This window comes from Archangium gephyra, from assembly GCF_049060025.1.
Taxonomy (GTDB): Bacteria; Myxococcota; Myxococcia; order Myxococcales; family Myxococcaceae; genus Archangium; species Archangium gephyra_A.
Genome location: NZ_JBMEQQ010000002.1, coordinates 2399788 through 2418302 on the forward strand (window position 1 = coordinate 2399788; position 18515 = coordinate 2418302).

The 18515-nt window shown below is 68.7% G+C and carries 14 protein-coding genes and 1 pseudogene; 9 read left to right on the top strand and 6 right to left on the bottom strand.

Annotated features, from left to right (window positions below; genetic code table 11):
- Positions 1-86: 86 nt before the first annotated feature.
- A complete protein-coding gene (locus ACN28I_RS10330; RefSeq protein ID WP_420941892.1) occupies positions 87-2003 on the bottom strand; it encodes a hypothetical protein in 1917 nt (638 codons plus the stop codon).
- 129 nt (positions 2004-2132) lie between these two features.
- The gene (locus tag ACN28I_RS10335) at positions 2133-3446 is read right to left on the bottom strand and encodes a glycosyltransferase (protein WP_420941893.1); all 1314 of its coding nucleotides are present in this window, start codon (positions 3444-3446) and stop codon (positions 2133-2135) included.
- Between the two features lie 59 nt (positions 3447-3505).
- Here ACN28I_RS10335 and ACN28I_RS10340 point away from each other — a divergent pair, with 59 nt between their 5' ends.
- From ACN28I_RS10340 to ACN28I_RS10350, 3 genes and pseudogenes are all read left to right on the top strand, one after another.
- The gene (locus ACN28I_RS10340) at positions 3506-4873 is read left to right on the top strand and encodes a glycosyltransferase (RefSeq protein WP_420941894.1); all 1368 of its coding nucleotides are present in this window, start codon (positions 3506-3508) and stop codon (positions 4871-4873) included.
- A gap of 284 nt (positions 4874-5157) precedes the next feature.
- Positions 5158-5853: pseudogene (locus tag ACN28I_RS10345) on the top strand (carboxylesterase family protein); the annotation flags it as partial.
- A 151-nt stretch (positions 5854-6004) separates the two neighbouring features.
- The gene (locus ACN28I_RS10350; protein ID WP_420941895.1) at positions 6005-6742 is read left to right on the top strand and encodes a carboxylesterase family protein; all 738 of its coding nucleotides are present in this window, start codon (positions 6005-6007) and stop codon (positions 6740-6742) included.
- A 12-nt stretch (positions 6743-6754) separates the two neighbouring features.
- Here the strand turns inward: ACN28I_RS10350 and ACN28I_RS10355 are convergent, their stop codons facing one another.
- Positions 6755-8419, bottom strand: coding sequence for an ArnT family glycosyltransferase (locus ACN28I_RS10355; RefSeq protein ID WP_420941896.1), 1665 nt, complete (start codon positions 8417-8419; stop codon positions 6755-6757).
- 215 nt (positions 8420-8634) lie between these two features.
- Between ACN28I_RS10355 and ACN28I_RS10360 the strand changes: the two genes are divergently transcribed.
- Positions 8635-10371 (top strand): kelch repeat-containing protein, encoded by a 1737-nt coding sequence (locus tag ACN28I_RS10360; protein ID WP_420941897.1) that lies wholly within the window; start codon positions 8635-8637, stop codon positions 10369-10371.
- Between the two features lie 81 nt (positions 10372-10452).
- Here ACN28I_RS10360 and ACN28I_RS10365 read toward each other — a convergent pair whose 3' ends face one another.
- Positions 10453-11271 carry an SDR family NAD(P)-dependent oxidoreductase gene (locus ACN28I_RS10365; protein ID WP_420941898.1) on the bottom strand — a complete coding sequence of 273 codons (819 nt, stop codon included), beginning with the start codon at positions 11269-11271 and terminating at the stop codon, positions 10453-10455.
- A gap of 80 nt (positions 11272-11351) precedes the next feature.
- On the opposite strand from ACN28I_RS10365, the gene ACN28I_RS10370 reads away from it, so the two are divergent.
- Positions 11352-11726, top strand: coding sequence for a YccF domain-containing protein (locus tag ACN28I_RS10370; protein ID WP_420941899.1), 375 nt, complete (start codon positions 11352-11354; stop codon positions 11724-11726).
- 9 nt (positions 11727-11735) lie between these two features.
- Here ACN28I_RS10370 and ACN28I_RS10375 read toward each other — a convergent pair whose 3' ends face one another.
- Entirely contained in the window at positions 11736-12329 is a 594-nt protein-coding gene (locus ACN28I_RS10375; RefSeq protein WP_420941900.1) for a hypothetical protein, read from the bottom strand.
- 575 nt (positions 12330-12904) lie between these two features.
- Between ACN28I_RS10375 and ACN28I_RS10380 the strand changes: the two genes are divergently transcribed.
- The 3 genes from ACN28I_RS10380 to ACN28I_RS10390 all read left to right on the top strand — a co-directional run bounded on the left by ACN28I_RS10380 (position 12905) and on the right by ACN28I_RS10390 (position 15585).
- Positions 12905-14008 carry a M35 family metallo-endopeptidase gene (locus ACN28I_RS10380; RefSeq protein WP_420941901.1) on the top strand — a complete coding sequence of 368 codons (1104 nt, stop codon included), beginning with the start codon at positions 12905-12907 and terminating at the stop codon, positions 14006-14008.
- 20 nt (positions 14009-14028) lie between these two features.
- Positions 14029-14496, top strand: a complete 468-nt coding sequence (locus ACN28I_RS10385) for a MaoC family dehydratase (RefSeq protein WP_420941902.1) — start codon at positions 14029-14031, stop codon at positions 14494-14496.
- Between the two features lie 132 nt (positions 14497-14628).
- The gene (locus ACN28I_RS10390) at positions 14629-15585 is read left to right on the top strand and encodes a 2-deoxy-5-keto-D-gluconate 6-phosphate aldolase domain-containing protein (protein ID WP_420941903.1); all 957 of its coding nucleotides are present in this window, start codon (positions 14629-14631) and stop codon (positions 15583-15585) included.
- Between the two features lie 264 nt (positions 15586-15849).
- Here ACN28I_RS10390 and ACN28I_RS10395 read toward each other — a convergent pair whose 3' ends face one another.
- A complete protein-coding gene (locus ACN28I_RS10395) occupies positions 15850-16968 on the bottom strand; it encodes a polysaccharide deacetylase family protein (RefSeq protein WP_420941904.1) in 1119 nt (372 codons plus the stop codon).
- A 137-nt stretch (positions 16969-17105) separates the two neighbouring features.
- Between ACN28I_RS10395 and ACN28I_RS10400 the strand changes: the two genes are divergently transcribed.
- Positions 17106-18515, top strand: a complete 1410-nt coding sequence (locus ACN28I_RS10400; RefSeq protein WP_420941905.1) for a hypothetical protein — start codon at positions 17106-17108, stop codon at positions 18513-18515.

Consider the following 18515-nt stretch of genomic DNA (forward strand, 5'->3'; position numbering starts at 1 on the left):
GGGACCTTACCAGAGAACCCACCCGCTGGCGGCGGAGACATGGGCTCCCCTGCCCGTCTGCCCGCCTGGTCCGGGCCCTCCCCCTTTTACGGTTGCAGCCGGAGGACGGTGCCGTTGACTCCGCCCACCCAGACGTTGCCCGGCGTCACCCACACCGCCCGGAGGTTCTCGTTGACCCCGCTCACCTGCGGCGCCCAGCTCGTCCCGTTCCAGAAGGTGATGGTGCCGTTGTCACCCACGGCCCACACGCTGTCACTGCTCCGCCCGGTGATGGAACGCAGGGTCTGGGTCACCCCCGTGGAGAACGAGGTCCAGCCACTCCCATCGTAGTGGTAGGCGGCACCATTGAGGCCCACCACCCACACATCGCGTGGACCCGAGCCCCACACGGCGAGGAGATCGACCGACGTGGGCGGCCTCAGCCTGGCCCAACTCTCCGTGCTGTCCCGGCGGAAGACCGCCCCGCCGTTGCCCACCGCCCACACATCCGTGGCGGAGGAGCCCCAGACGGCGTTCAGTGGGGTGCCCCCAATGACGAGGAAGTTCCCTTCGGGGTTCCAGACACCGGCATCATCGCGGCGCCGGATGAGGCCGCCGTTGCCCACCGCCCACACCGGTGCCGCCCCCGTCCCCCAGAGGCCGTTCACGGTGTTCGGGAGATTGCTGCTCGTCCATCGGCCGCCCTGGAGCAGGTGGACCTTGCTGTCTTCCGCCGCGAACAGCAGGTCCCCACTCCCAAAGAGGGACGTGAAGGAGCCCGCCTCCGGAGGCGCCACGGGCGACCAGAGGTCGTCCTGGCGGCGCATGAGCAGGTCGCTGTCTCCGGCCGCCCAGAGGCCTTGCGTGTCAGCGCCCCAGAAGGTGTTGATGGTGCGCGTCACCCCGCCGGGGATCTCCGACCACTGGGTGGCCCCCCGCCGCACCATGGTGCCCGAGGCCCCGACGGCCCAGAGCGCCGCGTCATTGCCCCAGATCGAGTTCAACACCTGGGGCGTGCCACTGGGCTCGGCGGCCTTGCCCAGCACGTAGATGGTCGAGCCGGGCCCGACGAGCCGCGTGGCGCCCCCGCTGGTCCACACGCCATTGAGCTGGGAGGACGTCGGGGAGGTGGCATTCGACCACGATCCATTGGAATAGGTCGCGAGCGTCCCCCTGCCCACGGCGTGGGCCGTACCGGCATCCACCCCGCCGGCGATGGCCGTCAGGTCCACGGGCCCCGACCTGTTGACGGTGACCCAGCCCCCATCCACACCATGCACGAGGGCGGAGCCCCTGCCCACCGCCCAGGCCTCGGTGTTCGAGACGGGCCACACGGCCAGGAGATCCGGCGCGGGGCTGGTGCCGGCGTCCCAGGACTGCGCGCTCCACTGCGAGCCATTGAAGGAATAGATGGCGCCGCCCTGGCCCACGGCGATCGCGGACGTGTCCGAGGATCCCTCGATGTCGTAGATCGTCAACGACTCGGCGAGCATCTGGGACGTCCAGGCCGAGCCGTCCCACCGGTGCAGGGCGCCCCCCGCTCCGGCGATCCACCACGTCTTCCCCGCGGCGGGCCAGGCGGCGCGCAGTGCCTGGGTGTTGCCAGGCGGGAGGCGGGCCCAGCAGGTGCCATCCCAGTGCAGCGCGATGCCCCTCTCGCCCACGGCCCACACGTCCGTCTCGGACCTGCCGCGGACGGTGAACAGCGTACGGCCTTCGGAGAGCGGGTTGTCCCAGCACCAGTTGGAGGTGGAGCAGGTGGGCAGCGCCGAGGGCTGGGTGCAGCCGCCATCCGAGCCCGCATCGGTCCCCGCATCGGTCCCCGCATCAGCGCCCGCGTCCGAGTTCGCATCGGTGCCCGCGTCCTGCGTGTCTCCGGCATCGGGTTGCCCGGGCACATCGCAGAAGCCCTCGCTCACGCAGACGTACTGCTCGCCTCCGGGGCCGCGCAGGCCCGTGCAGTCCTCGTCCGTCGAGCAGACGAAGGACTTCCTGGGAAGGTCGATGCAGTGCAGGGACGACAAGGCCCCCACGGTCAAGGCCAGCAAAGGCCCCCAGCGCCACGTGCGCGTGTTCGTTGTCACTCCGAGTCCCTGTGGATGATCCAGGGCGGGACCATAGCGCGAGGCGCCCATGGGGACCATGGTGGTGGCTCAGGGCCGTGCCGTTCCCAACAGACGTTCGAGTTCCAACACGGCCCGGTCCGATTCGTTGGCCGCGAGGAACACGTCCCGCATGGCGCGGGCGCGGGACCGGTAGCCGGGCTCCTTCGACACCTGATCGATCATCGAGGCGATCGTCTCTGGCGTTGCCTCGCGCAGGTCACCCATGAGGCCCAGTCCATGGTGGACGATCCGCGCGCCGTTGCCGGGCTGATCCAGGCCGGTGGGGAACACGATCATCGGCACGCCGAAGCAGAGGCACTCCTTCACGCTGTTGAGGCCCCCGTGGGTGATCATCACCGAGGCGCGCCGCAGTGCCGCGAGCTGGGGAGCGGACGCCACCACCGTGGCATTGGGAGGAACCCGGAGGCTGGCGATGTCGACGTTCCTGCCCACGGCCAGCAACAGCCGCCACTCCGGCTTCCGGGCCATGACATCGAGGAGGGCCTGGAAGAAGGCGCGATGCACCACCGCCCGGGTCCCGTGGCTTCCCAGCGAGCAATACAGCAGCGGCCGGCCGTCCTGCTCCACCTCGGGCGGCAGGGGCGGCTCCTGGCGCTCCAGATCGACACACGGCCCGATGTAATGCAGGTCTTCCGTCGAGGTCCGTGGGAAGTCGAGCTCGGCGCAACAGGCGATGAGGGTCGGGAGCTTCACGCTCGGACCGAACTGGAGGTGGGTGCGGAAGTCGTACAGCCCATCCAGCTCGGGGTATTGCCGTGAAAACTCCCGGAGTTGCTTCTGGACGGGCGAGCCCCCGAAGAGCGCGATGCCGCCGTTGAAGAAGTTCCAGAACGCCCGGATCTTGAACCGGGACCACCAGCTCCCGGTGGGGATGCTCCGGAAGAACATGGCGGGAATGGCCAGGTCCTGTCTCAGCGGCAAGGTCGTGCTGAGGATGGCGGTGGGGATGCCCACCCTGCGCGCCGTGAGGGCCGGCTGCGTGTACGTGCTGTCGACGAGCAGCAGCTCGTTCTCACGCAACCGCGCCTCGAAGTCCGCGTTGAAGAGCACCTCGGAGCCCTGAGCGGCCATCCGGCGCCGCAGCTCGAGCGCGGCCGCGCGTTTCTCCCGCCGGGGCGCGTCCGACACGAGGAGCGTCTGGACCCCGTCCACGAACCCCTTCGGGAACAGGTGCTCGAAGAGGGGGATGAAGTCCCAGCCCTGGGAACGGATGTGGGACTCCACATCGGGGAGGGCCAGATAACGGACCTCGTGCCCATGCGCCCGAAGCTGCCTCGCGAGTTTGAAGGTGGCGTTGATGTGGCCGCTCTCGGCCAGCGGCAGGAAGGCGATGCGGGCCATGCACGGACAGTAGGGCAAACGCCCTCCGAGCTGAAGCCGAGGCTGCTATCCTCCAGGGAATGGCTCGCATCGCCTTCTTTCCCTTCCCCCAGGTCGGTCACGTCAACGGAACCTTCAAGTTGGCGAGGCTGCTCCGCGCCCGGGGCCATGACATCCACTACCTGGCGCAGCCGGACATCGAGGAGTACGTCCGCGCCCAGGGCTGGAGCTTCACCCCGGTGTTCGGGGACCTGTTTCCGGTGGGCCTGCGCGCCGCGACGGATGAGAAGCTGGGCTCGCTCGGGCCCGGGGCGGAGAGGCGGAACGTGTGGCTGGACATCGAGCGGAGGATGAACACCTATCTCGCGGAGGTGCTCTTCGGCTCGGGTTTCGAGGCGCGGCTCCGGGAGACCCGCGCCGACCTGGTGATCGTCGACAGCACGGATCCGCTGGCCGCGATTCCCGCGCTCCGGCTGGGCATCCCCGCGGCCGCCCTCAGCACCACCCTGCCCCTGCGAGCGGATACGGCCATTGCGCCCTTGTGGAGCCCGGAACCGCCGCCGAACGGCTGGTGGTCCCGGTTCAAGGTGCGAGCGGGCTGGAACCCGCTCTGGGCCAGGATCGTCCATAAAGCAAGGTCCGGGCAGGCCAGGAGCACGGTGCTGCGGATCAAGGAGCTGACCCGGCGTGAACCCGAGCTGGGGAAGCTCTGTCACTTCCGCTCGCACCTGCAATTCGGGCCGTACGTGGACATCCCGACGCTGATCACCTGCTGCGCCGAGTTCGACTTCCGCCGGGACTCGATGGACAACCTCCACTACATCGGACCGGGCGTCGATCTGGATCGCGCGGAGCCGCCGCTGCCACCGGAGGTGGAGCAGGACAGCCAGCCGCTCATCTACTGCTCCCTGGGGAGCCAGGGGCACCGGGCGATCCAATACCGCCCCTTCTTCCAGGCCGTGCTGGACGCGGTGGCACGCAAGCCGGAGTGGCGGCTGTTGATGGTGATGGGCAAGAGCCTGAACGTGGTGGACTTCCAGATTCCCCCCAATGCCACGGTGGTGGAGACGGCACCCCAGCTCGCGGCGCTGCGGCGGGCCTCGGTGATGATCACCCACGGGGGTCTCAACAGTGTGAAGGAGTGCCTCTGCCTCGGGGTGCCGATGATCGTGTTCCCCATGGCCTTCGATCAGCCCGGGAACGGCGCGCGGATCGTCCACCATGGGCTGGGGTTGATGGGGAACCTCCGCCAGCCAACGCCGGAGTCCATCTCCTCGATGCTCGAGAAGGTGGCGGGAGATCCGAGCTACCGCACCCGGGTGCGCGCAATGCAGGAGATCTTCCTCGCCGCGGACGCCTCGACGGGGAGCGCGGAAGTGGTCGAGCGCCTCATCGCGAACGGCCCGGCGATCGCCACTGCCCGGCCCCAGCGGGCCGTCTCCGCCTGAGCCAGTGGAAGTAGGTTACGGGGCGCCTTCCGGTCGCACGGCGTGCCGACTGGTCCAACAATCGGACCAGTTGCTCCCCATCGCGGCCGGAACCTCCCTCCCTGACAGGACTTACCCCTCCTGGCCTGGAGGGCGGGGGTAGCCGACACCGCACACGGACGAGCGCCTCCTGGCCCGGAGCTTCTGGTATGGCAGCCCGCCAGGAGGAACGATCGATGTCATCTGGAAGCAACCTCGCCGTCCGCCGTCCGTCCATGCTCATCGGCCTGCTCGCGCTCGTCCTGATGAGTGGCTGTGCCCACAAGCAGTTCGCGACCGAGAACAAGGGCCGCGAGCTGAAGAACGAAGGTCCGGTCATCGCGGACACCGCGAGCGGCCAGGTGCGCGGAACCCTCTCGGAGGGCCTCCGCGTCTTCAAGGGGATTCCGTACGGCGCGTCCACGTCGGGCAAGAACCGCTTCATGCCGCCGGTGCGGCCCGAGCCGTGGAGCGGCGTTCGTGATGCGCTCGAGTGGAGCCCGCGCTGCGCCCAGCGCAGTGCCATCGGCGGGGCGGTCGCGCCCGAGGTCGTGGCGACGCTCGTCACGCCCGATACCCGCGTCACGAGCGAGGACTGCCTGGCCCTCAACATCTGGACTCCCGGCGTGGGGGATGGCGGGAAGCGGCCCGTCATGGTCTGGCTGCACGGCGGCGGCTTCGTGGAAGGCTCCGGCTCGGCCGGACTCTATGACGGGAGTGCACTCGCCCGGCGCGGGGACGTCGTGGTGGTCACGCTCAACCACCGGCTCGGGGCGCTGGGCTTCCTGTACACGGGCGGCGGAGCCAACGCGCCGGTGGCCAATGCCGGCATGCTCGACATCATCGCGGCGCTCCAGTGGGTGCGCGACAACATCGCCTCCTTCGGCGGGGACCCGGGCAACGTCACCATCTTCGGCGAGTCGGGCGGAGGCATGAAGGTGACGATCCTGCTCGCCATGCCCGCGGCGAAGGGGCTGTTCCACAAGGCCATCAGCCAGAGCGGGGCCCTCGTGCGCGGAATGCAGCCGGAGCAGGCGGCCGCCCTGGGCCGCGAGCTGATGGCCGAGCCTCGGACTCGAGGAGGGGGACTTCGAGGCGCTGCGGAACCTCCCCGTGGACAAGGTGCTCGAGGCCCAGGGGCCCGTCATGAAGAAGGACCGGGGGACCTTCTCCTTCAACTCGCCCTTCACGCCCGTGGCGGATGGACAGGTCCTGCCCGACCATCCGTTCGACCCCGCGGCCCCCGCCGTCTCGGCGGACGTGCCCCTGATGATCGGCACCAACAAGGACGAGATGACGCTGTTCCTCTACGGGAAGATGGGGGTGCTCACCGACGGCATGGCGCGCATGGGCCTGGGCCGGCTGGCGGGCGATGCGAAGGACCAGGTCTTCGAGCACTATCGCGGCCGGATGCCGGACGCCTCGGCGAGGGACGTGATCGTCACCGCGGCCAGCGACATGTTCCGGGCGCCGTCCCTGCTGGCCGCCGACCGCAAGGTGGCCCAGGCGGCCGCCCCCGTCTACGTGTACCTGTTCACCTGGGAGACGCCGGTCCTCGACGGCAAGCTCAAGTCCACCCACGCGCTCGAGCTGCCCTTCGTGTTCGACAACGCCGACCTGGTTCCCAGCCTCACGGGAAAGGACCCCGAGCGCTTCAAGCTGTCCGAGCAGATGAGCACGGCGTGGATCGCCTTCGCGCGCACCGGCAACCCGAATCACCCCGGCATTCCCACGTGGCCGGCCTACACCACCGAGCAGCGCCCCACCCTGCTCTTCAACCTCACGTCCCGGGTGGAGAATGATCCGAGGCGCGAGGAGCGGCTGCTCTGGCAGGGCATCCTCACGAAGTAGTCGGGGCGTCGCCTACCGGCCCACGCGGAACTCGTAGGCCTTGGAGTTGTAGGCGTCCAACAGGGGCTCATACCGGATGCCAAACGCCACGGTATGGGCCCCTTCCTCCAGCGCTGGCAGCGGGAGGGAGGCGGTGAATTCCCGTTGGCCGCCCGGCGGGATGACGGCGTCTTCTGGAAACACCTCCAGCGTTCCGCGATGAACCTCCTGGCCGTCCTTCCGGATGACGTAGAACAGCGCGGGCGCCCGCGGAAACCCCGCTCGTTCGAAGCGGAGCGCCGTGTTCCTCGGATTGGAGACCGTGACGGCCACCGCCACGGAGTCTCCGCTCTTCACGGCGGGAGGAAACGCCACCTCCACCGGGATGTTGAAATACGACGAGAACCCGGGCGCGAGGAGGTAATGGACTGTCTTGTCCATGCGCGTCCGCAGCTCCGTGCTTCCGGCGAAGGGACGATCCTGGATGAGGACCACGTCCCTCCCCTGCAGGACGTCCTCTTGATTCCACAGCTCGTACTGTGACCGGCGGCGCTCTCCGCTCTGCAGCGCCACGCCCGTGTGCCCCGAGTAGAACGCATAGAGAGAGGACTCGCGGAAGTTGTCACCGAAGAGCACCGGCCTGTCTCCGGCCACCTTCTCGATGTCTTCCGCCCACAGCTCCCGGCCATGGTAGTAGTCCACGTTGATGTGGTTCACCGGGAAGATGCGGAACATCAAATACAACCGGAGCACCACCACGGCGAAGGCCAGCGGCAGCACCAGGAATTGAAAGAGCTTCTTCCGCTTCTCGTCCTCATAGAACCTCGAGGCGAGCAGCAGGAGCGGGAAGAGGGCAATGGACGTCCAGTGGAAGTGGACGAACGCCTTCATGGCCGTGAAGAGGAAGAAGCCGAAGGTGCCAAGGCAGATGAGCTGCAGGGCCCGCTCGAAACGATCCCGGGTCCTGTAGACGAACGGGATGAAGAGCAGTCCAGGGCCGATCGCCGGAAGCTGCTGGCTGACGTACTCGAGCAGGTACCGGGTGGTGAAGGCGGTGGTGCGGCCCTTCAGGTGGAACTGGAAGGTCGGAAACTGGTGCGCGTACTGCCACGCCAGGTGCGGCAGGAACAGGACCAGGGCCAGCACCATCGACAGCCAGAACCTCGGGGAGCGCAGGAGCCTCCAATGGGAGAGGACCGTGAAGCCCACCACCAGGACGCCATGGTACTTCGAGTACAGCATCAAGGCCGTGGAGCACCCCAGCAGCAGCACCGCGGGCAGATCCTCCCTATCCAGGAACCGCTTGTAGCCAATGAGGAACAGCACGAAGAAGAAGAGGAGCGGCCCGTCCGGGAAGATGATGAACGCCAGGTAGTTCAGCAGCGGCAGGGACAGCACCATCAGGTACATGAGGGTGTCCCGCCTCGGCTCCCCCCGGGGCACCAGCTTGAACAGCAGCAGCACGCTCAGGGCATTCAGAATCACATTCACCAGCCGCACGCCCAACTCGTTGGGAAAGAGCGCGTAGCCGAGCCGCACCATCAACGCGATGAAGGGGGGATGGTCGTAATAGCCCCACTCCAGCGACCGCGAGTAGAACCAGTAGTAGGCCTCGTCGCTGGTCAGCTCCGTGAACGCGGCCTGCACGAGATTCAGCACCAGCCAGAAGATGAAGAAGTGCAGGGGCCTGATTTTCATCGGAGGTGGGTCTCGGGGTGGGGCCGGAGCCTCGCGGGTGATACCCCCCCACCGCCTGAGCGGCAAGTGGCGTGTCAGGCCCGCGCGGTATCTGCGTCAGCGTCTGGCCGGGCAAGGGGGCAGCGGAAAGCCCCGCGCTCGTGTCAGAGCAGTGCCGTATAGGAATGTCCAACACGCGGCCCGTTCCCGGGCCCTCGAGGGGGAAAACAATGAGAATGAATCTACTGGGTGCGACTCTGATCGGCGGCCTTCTGGGCGCGTCGTCCGTCCAGGCCGAAACCACGCTGTTCTCCGAGGACTTCGCCACCAATCCGAACACCAACGGGAAGTGGACCGTGGTGCAGAGCGACGTCCCGAACTCCATCCACGACGCCGCCAGCCAGTCCTTCTACATGACGCGGGTGGGCGGCTACACGGGCGGCGGCATCTACATGATGGCCAATACCCCGCTCAAGACGCGCAAATGGGAGGCCTCGTTCCGCTACCGCATCGGCGGCCGCTACCAGGGCGGGGCCGACGGGCTCGCCTTCATGTTCTACAAGAAGGGCGGCTACCGGCCCGCGGGCGGCGGGTTCCTCGGCTTCAACCCGGCCTACGTGAACCAGCCGGGCTACGGCGTCATCATCGACAACTACTTCAACTCGGGGTGGGATCCGTCGGCCAGCTACATCGGGCTGATCAAGGACAATACCCACACCTTCTCGGGCAAACTCGCGTACGTCAATGACTCGCGGACCGAGGACGCCGCGTGGCACACCATGCGGGTGCGCTTCGTGGACGGCGAGGTGTCCGTGCACGTCGACGGCGGGCTGCTCTTCACCCACAAGCTGGCCGCGCCGGACTACACGTACGACGGCGTCGGGTTCTCCGCCGGCATCGGCGCCGACCAGAACTACCACCAGATCGACGACTTCGTCCTGACGGACCTCGAGGTCCCCGCTCCGCCCACCTGGAGCACCACCGGCCGGATGAACCTCGAGCACGGGATGCACACGGCCACGCGGCTGCCCGGGGGCAAGGTGCTCGTCGTGGGCGGATTCAACAGCACGGCCGAGGTGTATGACCCGGCCACCGGGGCGTGGAGCTACACGGGCTCGGCGTCCATGTCGCGCCTGCTGCCCACCGCCACCGCGCTGAAGGACGGCCGGGTGCTCATCACCGGCGGCGAGAACGACGCGCGCTCGCTGGAGACGGCCGAGCTGTACAACCCGGCCACCGGCTCGTGGAGCCCCACCGCTTCCCTGAGCACCGGCCGCCGCGACCACACCGCCACCGCCCTGAGCGACGGCCGGGTGCTCGTCACCGGCGGCTACAATGAGCGCACGGGCACCCTCTCCTCGGCCGAGGTGTACAACCCGGCCACCGGCACGTGGACGCCCGTCGGCTTCATGAACCAGGCCCGCAGCCAGCACAAGGCCGTGTCCCTGAGCGGGGGCAAGGTGCTCGTCATGGGCGGCCTGGACGCCAGCGGCGTCCCCGTGGCCGGCGCCGAGGTGTATGACCCGGCCACCGGGGCGTGGACGTCGACCGGAAGCCTGAGCACCGGCCGCCGCCACCACTCCGCCACGGCCCTGAAGAATGGCCGGGTGCTCGTCGCCGGTGGTTACGACGCGAGCTCCTCCACCCTCGCCTCGGCCGAGGTGTATGACCCGGCCACCGGCACGTGGAGCTCCACCGCGGGGCTGGGCAAGGGCCGCCGCTACCACACCGCCACCCTGCTGAATGATGGCAAGGTGCTGCTCGCCGGCGGTTACAGCGAGTGGTTCGGCATCCTCGCCTCGGCCGAGCTGTACGACCCGGCCACCGGCACCTTCGCCGACACCGCCAGCCTCGGGCTGGTGCGTTACGACCACACGTCCACGCTGCTGGAGGATGGCCGCGTGCTGACGGTGGGTGGCTTCAGCACGGGCGATCAGGCGTCCGCCGAGCTGTTCGGGCCCGGCGGCAAGTAACAGCGGTGCAGTCAGTTCCGAGGGCCCGGTGCTCCGTCTCCCAGACGGGTGCATCGGGCCCTCGGCCTTGGGAGGCGCGCCTCAGCCCACCTTGGGGCTGGTGATGCCCAGCGTGTCCGCGTAGCTGTGGACCCCGCGGATGTGATTGCCACCGTCCACGGCGATCGTCTCCCCGGTGACCCAGGACGAGAGCTCGCTGCACAGGAACGACACCACCTTCGCCACGTCATCCGGCTCGCCGAACGCCTTGCCGAGCGGCGTATGGGCGAGGAACTCCCTCATCATGCCGTCCGACATCAGCCCGGCCCCCTCGGAGAGGGGCGTGCGGATGAAACCCGGCGCGACGATGTTGACCCGGATGCCGTAGCGCCCCAGCTCCGAGGCCGCGACCTTCGTGAAGTTCGCGAGCCCCGCCTTGGAGGCGCAGTAGTGGGCCAGCCCATCCGTCACAGCCGTCTGGTTCAGCGAGGAGATGTTGACGATGGACCCGGGCTGCTTCGCGTCCACGAGCGCCCGCCCCAGGGCCTTGGTGAAGAGGAAGGGCCCCTTCAGGTTGATGTCGAGGACCTGATCGAAGTCCTCCTCGGGCATGTCGATGATCGGCGCCAGCGTGGCCGTCCCGGCGTTGTTCACCAGGATGCCCGGCAGACCGAACTCCCGCGTGGCGGTCTCGATGGCCCGGGACACGTCCGCGGCCCGGACCACGTCTCCCGCGAAGGCCACGGCCCGCGTGCGCCCCTCCGTCGCCCGGTTGAGCTCCGCGGCGGCGGCCTCCACCTTCTCCCGGGTCCGCCCGAAGAGGAGCACGTTGGCTCCCTCCCGCATGAGACGCGCGGCGATCCCCAGCCCGATACCCTGCCCTGCTCCCGTTACGATGGCACTGCTCGATACCAGCTTCATCCCGGCTCCTTTTTGTCCTCAGGATGCCCGGACGCTACACCTTCACTGGAGCGCGGCAAGGACGCGCTAAGCTCCCCCCCATGCGATTGCTCCTGAACCTCTTGTGGATCGTCTTCGGCGGATTCGTCGTCTGGCTCGAATACGTGCTCGGTGGACTGCTGCTCTGCCTCACCGTCGTCGGCATCCCCTTCGGAATGCAGTGCTTCAAGATGGCCGGGCTGGCCCTGCTGCCCTTCGGCAAGGACATCGTCGACGCGCCCGGAGCCAGCCCCATCGGCTGCATCCTGAACGTCTTCTGGATCATCGTCGCGGGGATCTGGATCTTCCTGAGCCACCTCGTGCTCGCGCTGGGGCTCGCCGTGACGATCATCGGCATCCCCTTCGCCATCCAGCACGTGAAGCTCGCCATGCTCGCGCTCGCCCCCTTCGGGAAGCTCGTGCGCGAGCAGGCGTGAGCGCTGGCGTCAGAAGGCCACGCCAAAGGCCAGGCGGGGCGTGGGGATGATCTGCACCCGCAGCGCCTCGCCCCCTTCCGCCTCGAGGTCCGGCACCGAGCGGTACTGGGCGGAGAAGCCCGCCGCGAGCGTGAAGCGGTTGAACAGCACCAGGGTCCAGCCCACGGTCCCGCCCAGCCCCAGGCCCAGGCCCCGGCGCCGCACGCGGTTCTCGGAGCGGATCTGGTGGATGACGCTGAACTCGGGCCCGAAGTAGATGCCGCTCGGAGCGTTGCCGAGCACGAAGAGCCGGATACCGAGCGTCCCCGCCAGCGACAGGGTCCAGGCCTCCGGCGTGCGGCCATAGGCGAACTCCGGCGCCACGTAGAGCGAGAGCGGCTTGCCGAAGGCCCGCTCGTACTCGACTCCGAGCTGCGAGTGCTGGAGCGCCAGCGGGTTGATGGTGAAGGTGTTGCGGGCGCCCAGGTCCTCCACGGGAGGAGGCTTCGGCTTGCCCAGGTTCGAGAACCAGTCCTGGACCCGAGTGATGACGTCGTCCGCCGCCAGGGCGCTCCCGGGGAAGAGGACACACAGCGAGAGGAGGACCAGCGCGGCGCAGGGCATGGAGGGCTCGTGGACCGAGGGGGGGAAAAGGCCCGGCATCTTCGGGCACCCCCGGGTGACGCCTCAAGCACGGAGCGTCAGAAGGCGCGCGTCCCGCTCCCCAGCGTCCCGCTCCCTGTCGAGGAGCCACGAGGCGATGGCCTTCTCACACGCCTCGTGGCGGTCGAGAAAGACGAAGTGGCCACTGTCGAGCTCGACATAGGTGGCGAGGCGGCCCCAGCGTGAAGCGCTGCCCGCCTCCGGAGGGTCCCGCTCCGCCGAACGGCTCCAGGAAGACGGCCGCCGGTCGTGCCGCGCCCCCGAGAGGCCCGGCTGTACCAGCTGACCCCATCGCGTCCAGCCCCTGTCCGCTCCTGGGACATCCATCGGGCCCCCGCGAAACCCCTGGTGTTCCTCGGGAATCGTCACGCGCCGTAACGGCGCTTTACGTTCCAGCGCTCCGGACGGTGGAGCCCGGATGCTCCATCACGGCGGGAAGGCCGCGCCAACCTCGCGTTTCCACGAGGGCGAGTCCCTGGCCCGAGCCTTGCTCATAGGACGGGCGGCCTCACCCCCAAGCAAAGGAAGCACGCCCTATGAGCAAGAACCTTCGTGGCAATTTCAAGTGGATGGCGATCGCCGGTGCGTCCCTTCTCGGCGCCTGCGGCGTGCCGGGGGACGAGACGGCGGCCGGTGGCGAGGAGCTCGCGCGGGGTGCGCAGGAGCTCGCCGCCCGGGACGTGTCGGTGCGGCTGTCCTCGGAGAAGGCCACCTTCGGCGCCAGCGAGAAGGCCTCGGTGACGGTCACCCTCACCAACACCTCGCGCCACCCGGTGAAGCTGCTCAAGTGGTACACGCCCGCCGAGGGCCTGGAGGAGGCGCTCCTCCAGGTGAAGCTCAACGGCGAGGACGTGGAGTTCACCGGCCCGCACTACAAGCGTCCCGCGGCCTCCGAGAAGGACTTCCTCACCCTGGCCCCCGGCGAGAGCCTGAGCCGCACGGTGGACCTCGGCGAGGTCTATGATCTGTCGCGCACCGGCAGCTACGCCCTGCGCTTCGAGGTCGCCACGGAGAAGCTCCACGGCAACAGCGCGAAGGCCGGGCTGCTCAAGTCCAATGACGTGACCGTGTGGATCGAGGGCCGCGCCGCCGTCAAGCCCACCGGGGACAGCCCCACGTCGCTCGGCGCCATCTCGTTCAGCGGCCGCTGCTCCACCACGCAGATGGCCACCATCACGGACGCGCTCAACGCGGCCAGCACCATGGCGAACGACTCGATGGCCCACCTCAACGGCACGCCCTCGGGCACGCCGCGCTACACCACCTGGTTCGGTGCCTACTCGAGCAGCGGCTGGACCACCGCGAAGACGCACTTCGCCGCCATCAAGGATGGCTTCGACACCAAGCCGATCACGGTCGATTGCAGCTGCAAGAAGAGCTACTACGCCTACGTCTACCCGAGCCAGCCGTACAAGATCTACGTGTGCAGCGCGTTCTGGTCCGCGCCGATGACGGGCACCGACTCCAAGGGCGGCACCCTCATCCACGAGATGAGCCACTTCACGGTGGTGGCCGGCACGGATGACCACGTCTACGGGCAGAGCGGCGCCAAGAGCCTGGCGATCTCCAACCCCACCAACGCGCTCGACAACGCGGACAACCACGAGTACTTCGCCGAGAACACGCCGTACCTGCAGTAGTCCCGTGGTATGGGCCGTCCATGCCCAATACGACGCTCATCGACGGCCTGGAGGGACTCCGGGCCCTCGTTGGACAGAAGCTCGGTGCCTCGGAATGGAAGCAGCTCGCGCACGAGGACATCGTGCGCTTCGCCGAGGCCACCGGGGATTTCCAGTGGATCCACGTGGACCGCGAGCGGTGCCAGCGGGAGTCGCCTTTCGGCGTGCCCATCGCGCATGGCTACTTCAGCGTCTCGCGCATCGCCGGGCTGTTCTTCGAGATCGTCGAGATCCGGGGCTTCGCCCTGGTGCTCAACTACGGCCTCAACAAGGTCCGCTTCCCCGCGCCCCTCAAGTCCGGGGCCCGCTACCGGCTGAGCCTGGAGCTGAAGGAGCTCAAGGACATTCCCAAGGGCGTCGAGGCCCTGATGCTCGCGACCATCGAGCTCGAGGGCGAGTCCAAGCCGGCGTGCGCCGCGGAAGTGCTGTACCGGTTCATGACCGAGTAAGGGATGGTGGCCTGCTCGCGGACCACGCGGGCTACCCGGTCTCCGGTGCCGGGCTGGCCCCGGGCTGCCAGCACGAGGGGCCCGGCCTCATTTTTGGTGGAGCCCTCCTCCGCCAAGAACAGGCCACCTCCTATGTCCACGCTCTACCCACCGCCCCTCTCCCGCCTGTACCTGCTCGCCTTCGATCAGCGGTACTCGTTCGAGCATTCGCTCCTCGGCCTATCTGGTCCCCCGACGGCCAAGGAGGCAGAGGCCATCCGCCGGATGAAGACGCTCATCTACACCGGCTTCCGGTTGGCCCTGCGCCAGGGGGCACGGCGCAACGGCAGCGGCATCCTCGTGGACGAGCAATACGGGACCCACGTGGCGGCCCATGCGCTCGAGGACGGGCCCCTGCTGGCCCTGTCCGTGGAGAAGTGTGAACAGGACGAGTTCGACTTCGAATACGGCCCGGACTTCGGCGCGCACGTGGAGACGTTCGACCCGGCCTTCACCAAGGTGATGGTGCGCTACAACCCCGAGGGAGACGCCGAGCTGAATGCCCGGCAGAGGGAGCGGCTCGCCCGCCTCACCGACTGGTTGCAGGCACGCGGGCGCCGCTTCCTCTTCGAGCTGCGCGTGCCGCCCACCCCCACCCAGCTCGCCTCCACCCGCGGAGACCGGGAGCGCTATGACACCGAGCTGCGGCCCTCGCTCCTGGTACGGGCGATGGAGGAGCTGCAGGACGGTGGCGTGGATCCGGACGTGTGGAAGATAGAAGGCCTGGACCGGCCGTCGGACTGCGCGAACGTGGCCCGGCAGGCCCGCGCGGGAGGCCGGGAGCACGTGTCGTGCATCGTGGTGGACCACCACACGGGCTGGAAACGGCTGGAGTGCTGGTTGCGCGTGGCCGGCGCCACCCCGGGCTTCATCGGCTTCTCGCTCGGCCAGACGATCTGGTGGAACCCCCTCCGGGCCCTGCAGGAGGGGAAGATCACCGCGGCCGAGGCGGCCCAGCGCATCGCCGAGAACTACCAGCGCGCCCACATCACCTGGGACAAGGCGGCGCTCTGCTCCCCATTCCAGGGGATGGAGGCCTCGTCCGCCTGAAGCCCGGAGGCCGGCTCCCGCCGGAAAAAGGGCCGCGGAAGAGAACCGCGAGGCCGTGGTGTTGAAGTGGGCGAAGTGGCCGTGATCCGAAGGCTGCTGCACACGGTGTACACGTGCGAACATCGGCGTGGCACCAAGGGCCGCGAGGCCCAAGGGCCGCCGATTCGAATCAACTTTGAAGGTGCATGCACCATCGCACGCACGGAACTTCCACGGAGGGGAGCGGAAACGCTCCCCTTCGTCGTTTCCGGAGCCGGTGCTTCCCTACTCCTTCCGGCAGTCCACCCAGTTCACCCCCGAGCCCCGCGTCTCGCGCCAGATGCGCGGGAGGGCGCTGGTGGCCTTCGGGTGGATGTCGTGGAAGAGGATGATGCCGTGGCGCCACAGCAGCATCAGCGACAGCACGCGCCCGGCGGCCTTCGGGCCCGGGTTGCTCGAGTGCCAGTCCTGCGAGTCGATGTTCCACAGCATGTTCTTCATCCCGCTCCGCTCCAGCGCCTGGAGGATGTCCGGGGTGCGCTGCCCGTACGGCGGGCGGAACAGCGTGAGCTTCGTCTGCCCCTCCGGCAGGCTGTCCGCGAGCTTGGAATGGAAGGACTCCATGCCCGCCACCGCGCCCGTCCAGGTGGCGTGGGAGCGGTGCTCCTGGCCGTGCGAGCCCACGCACATGCCCGCGTAGAGCGCCTTGAGCTGCTCCACCGAGGTCGCCTTGCGGCGGGCCTCGTAGTTGCTGCCGAGCAGGAAGAAGGCGGCGTGGATGCCCTCGGCGCGGAGCTGCGTGGTGAGCGCGTCCGTGCCGCCACCCTTGGGCGTGGGGCCGTCATCGAAGGTGAGCAGGAAGCTCCGGTCCGGCATCTCCAGGCCGAACTGCTCGGAGGGCGACAGGGGGAGGATCTCGCTCGTCACCTGGGGGAAGAGCCCCGCCAGGCGGAGCAGCTCGGAGACGTAGCCCTGGTGGAAGGGCTTCTGCTCGGCGTACCAGGGCGCCAGCTCCGCCGGCAGCTTCGCGAGGCCCGCCCGTGAGGTGGTGACGAGCGCCTCCCAGTCCTTGGGCACCGCGCCCTCGCAGAAGAGCGCCCCGGCGGCACACGTCTCGCGGGCCTTGGCGAAGTTGGCCACCACCACCTGCCGCATCCGCTCCTTCCACTTCGTCAGCGAGGCGGCGTCGCCCGTGGCGTCATTGCGCGCGTCCGCGTCCGCCATCGCCTCGGTGAACACGGCGAGCTCCGCGCGGGAGGCCACGTCGAAGGCCTGGGGAGTGGCCATGGGCCAGGGCCAGTGGGCGCGCTCGGTGAGCGACACCTTCAGGCCCCCGGCGTGGGCGGCGGGGACGAGCAGGACGGAGCAAAGAAACGCGGTCAGGAGACGAAGCGGGCGGTGCATGGAGTCCTCTCTTGAAGCCGAGGAATAGCACGCGACATGCCAGCCCGCTGGCCCCGTTCCAGGCCCGGCGGGAAGAGCGGATGTGGTTGGGCGGTCACATCAGGTAGAGTGCGCGGCCTTTTTCGCCGGGTCCCACCATGTCCATCCCTTCCGAGAACGCCCACTGCCAGTACCACCCCCGAGCCGCCGCCGGGTGGTTCTGCCCGGCGTGCGACGCGAAGCTGTGCCCCGACTGCACCGTGCTCGAGGAGGTGGCCTCCACGGGCCTGCTCTCCTGCGTCCGGTGTGGCGGAGCGGCGGAGGAATGGAAGGTGCACCGCTCGCACACGCCCTTCTCCCGGCGGCTCCTGGGGGCGTGGCATTACCCGCTGAAGAAATCCGGGCTGCTGGCCCTGCTCGCGGTGGGCGCGGTGGTGGCGATGTCCCGAGGGCTCTCCAGCATCCTGCCCTTCGTGCCCGGGCTCATCCTGCTCACCATCTGGTTGGGCAGCTTCTGGGGCTCGCTCTTCTGGATCGTCCGCAGCACCTCGATGGGCGCCGAACACTTCACCGCCCCCGACTTCCACGACGTGCACCATGATCTGGTGAGCCCCGCCATCCGCGGCACGGTGGCCACCGCCCTGATCTGGGTCCCGGCCCTCCTCTTCTTCTTCAAGGCCAACAAGTTGGAAGGTGTGGGCGCCGTGTTCGGGGTGGTGGTGCTCGCCACCGTCCTCTACGCGCCGATGGCCCTGATGTTCGCCGCCACCGGGCAGGGCACGCTGTCCCTGCTCAACCCCTTCAAGGTCATCGGCATCGCCATGCGCCTGGGCCGGGCCTACCTGGTGGTCGCGGCCTGGATGGTGCCCCTGGCCCTCCTGCACCTGATGCTGATGTTCGTGGCCGCGAAGGTCTCCTCGCTGAGCATCCCCCTGCTGCCCTCGGTGCTGGGTGAGGCGATCTCCCTCTACGTCCCGTTCGTGATGGCACGCATGCTCGGACTGCTGCTGTACGTGCATGGGGACCGCGTAGGCTACGGCGTGGACTCGGAGTTCTACGAGCCGGCGATGCCCGGCGTGAAGCCTCGGGGGAAGAAGCGCGCCGCGCGAGTGCCCGCCCAGGCGCGGGCCGAGGCCAGCCACCCGGCCCCACGCCAGCGGTTCATCGAGATGGAGCCTGAACCGGCGCCCCGCCCCGCGCCCACGCCGGAGCCGCTCGAGGCCCAGGTGGTGAGGGCGGTGGAGACGAACGCGCTGGACCGGGCACTCGAGCTCTACCGGCGGCTGCCCGAGAACCTGGCGTCGCTGCCCGCCGCCAGCCATGTCGCGGTGGGCCAGAAGGCGGCGGCCGTGGGCGACTACCCATTGGCCGTGCGGGCCCTGAAGCAGGTGGCCCAGCTCACCCCGGAGGATCCGCTCGCGCCCAGGGCCTGCGTCATCCTGGCGCGCCTGTATGGGGAGCGGCTCGGGGACGAAGCGAGCGCGCTGAAGCTCTACCGGCACGTGGCGGGCCGCTATCCGGGCACGGATGCGGCCCGGTTCGCCCAGTCCCGGCTCAAGCCGGCCTGA